This window comes from Ruegeria sp. BHSA123 (assembly GCF_059613425.1).
In genome coordinates this window covers 1-2,469 of the sequence record NZ_JBXWSL010000151.1, presented here as the reverse complement: position 1 = coordinate 2,469, position 2,469 = coordinate 1, and the positions used below count along the sequence as shown (strand labels likewise).

The window sequence follows — 2,469 nt, the reverse complement described above, 5'->3', positions numbered from 1 at the left end:
CCTCCCGCCCCCCCCGTTACGAAAAGAAGGGCAAAGATGGACGACTTTTACGCCGCCCGCAGCAGGGTTATCCCGCCGCTACCGTGGTCGACTTTCTCACCGCCGTTCTCATGGGAGCAGGCAAAAGACCAGTATGACATTCATAATTAGGAAGATTACCCTAAGGTCTCTGTTCTTTCCCCATGAAGCCCAACGCGCCTTCGTTGTTCAGGATCGCAATTGCTGTATCCAGGGCTTCTTGGTCCGAGTTAAACTTGTCGTCCTAGACATAACTGGCGTCTTCATGGTCCACCACTTCCAACGTCCATTTGTCCTGGTTGTCCAAGCGGTAGATTTCGATTTCAAACCGATACCCGTCTAAAAGCACAGCCTTGCACCTGTCTGACATCACCAGCTTCGGTTCATCTACATTCATGTCCGTGCCATCCTGACTATAAGCTTTGTGGTTTTGCGGATCTGCGGCAGCCTGTGGGTTTCCGTCCGTTTCCAGAATATGCTGTAACACCGCATGCCAGACAATTCCAAGCGCGCAAAGTTTCCTTGTCCTGCGCGGTGTCTCTCTTCCAACGGCACGAGACTTTCTCTTTGGTTGTCCCGAATACGCGGAACATCAATCGCAAGGCCAAATAAAGCAGGATGACGCCCAGTAGTATCCCGGCGATGAGCCAAAAATCCGGACCGCTACTCTGCACTGTAATAGATTTCAAACCGCCTCCAATAAGACACTAACAACCAAACAGATTCGCCCATGGTTTTGGTCAGTGGCGTCTATAAGTTCCAGTATCGATCAGCAAAGCACCAAGCACAATCCAGAGCCTGCCCGATGGCGGTAGTACGACGCGCCGAACTCGTACCCCCTCATTGAAATCGTAAATCCCCATCTAGGCGCGCCGCACCACACTGCTACTTGTGCGACTTGTTCAAATTGCGTCCATGAGATGAAAGGTGCGGTTGCGTTCGAACATTCAAAAAACGCAATTTTATTTCCGACGGATTAATGGTGAACTCGTGGGGCGGCGCGCCGAACTCAACAACCCCCTCAAATCCAGATGGAAAAACTGGAACGCTCTAAAATCAACACGCGCCACCCACCGACAGAGGATCACATTGTGGCGAAATTGTGTCCACATCTCGTTTTGAAACTCACTGTTCGCCGTTTGGAAACAGACTTTTTCGATGAAGTTTGCAATGTTACGGGAATCCCCCAATTTCGGGCTTTGCTTGAGTTGGGTAGATTGGGGTCAGAATAACCACTTACCCCCTCGTGACGAAGATAGGGGCTGGCCTCGACCCCCTCAGCCAGCCCTTATTCTTGTTCTGGCCACCCCGGCAGATTGTTTGGAACAGGCACGTCATTCCGAACCAGCCAGTCACGTATTGCTGCCCAGTGGTCCTGTGACCCAGCTGTGTACCGCCGTGAATGTAAATCGGCTATCTGTTGTTCAAGGTAAGGCCACCAGTGCAGCTTGATCCTTAGGCCATGGGATTTGGCCCAAGCGCGGATCGCCGCCTGCCAATCATCAACTCGCCGGGATTCAAGTTCCTTGTAAAGGTCAAAGGGGATTCGATAAGGCCAGTCAGACATGCAGAACAGATAGCGAACTTCTGGAGCTTGTCCAAACGGTTTAAGAAGCCTACCGTTGTCTTATGTGCAACCTGTACTCAAACACCATTCCCGCAGAAGCAATGCGCCAGCTGTTTGATGTAGCAGTTGAACAGAACCGTCTCGGGAATGCTGAACCGCTGCCCGCGATTTATCCAAAGCACATGGCCCCGGTAGTCAGGCTGGCCGAGGATGGAAAGCGGGAACTCGTGCTGCTTAGTTGGGGATTTCGAACCACGAAGAAATCGAAGAAGACAGGGGCAATTATCCAACCTGGAGCTTGGAACAACGCGCGAGATGACAAGGTGCGCTCAAGCGGGCTTTGGCGTGGCAGTTTCGAGGAAAGGCGCTGTTTGGTCCCTGCCAGTTCGTTCTGTGAAGCCAAGGGACGTAGCCCTGCAACCTATTACTGGTTTGCCCTCAAGGGTGAAGAAGACCGCCCGCCTTTTGCGTTTGCCGGAATGTGGCAGACGTCGCGCTATCAGGGCAAGGACGGGCCGGAAGAAGCAGCGACTTACACCGTAATCACCACGACAGCGAATGAAATTGTAAAACCAATTCACCCGCAAAGAATGCCGGTGATCCTGAAGGCGGACGACTACGAGCAATGGATGTCGGGAAACCCCGAAGAGGCCTTAGACCTACTTCAGCCCTACAATGCGGACGATATGCAAATCGTTCGCAGCGGCGAAAGTGAGAAGTCAGATCCGTTGACCTGAATGCTCTATCCTTTGAGCTTTTCATTCGTCCGCTTTGAGCCCAATGCGGACCTCGTTTATGGTCATACTGGAATAAACTTGGCGGAATATGGCGCCCAGTTTTCTTTCCATGGTCTGGCCTGTTCAAGTTCGTAAGATAGCTCGACA

General features: G+C 52.1%; 2 protein-coding genes. One reads left to right on the top strand and one right to left on the bottom strand.

The window, feature by feature from the left end; translation table 11 throughout:
* Positions 1-262: 262 nt before the first annotated feature.
* Positions 263-415 carry a hypothetical protein gene (locus AC2FNC_RS20665; protein ID WP_496716553.1) on the bottom strand — a complete coding sequence of 51 codons (153 nt, stop codon included), beginning with the start codon at positions 413-415 and terminating at the stop codon, positions 263-265.
* Between the two features lie 1,232 nt (positions 416-1,647).
* On the opposite strand from AC2FNC_RS20665, the gene AC2FNC_RS20660 reads away from it, so the two are divergent.
* Positions 1,648-2,322, top strand: a complete 675-nt coding sequence (locus AC2FNC_RS20660; RefSeq protein WP_496716551.1) for an SOS response-associated peptidase — start codon at positions 1,648-1,650, stop codon at positions 2,320-2,322.
* Positions 2,323-2,469 lie beyond the last annotated feature (147 nt).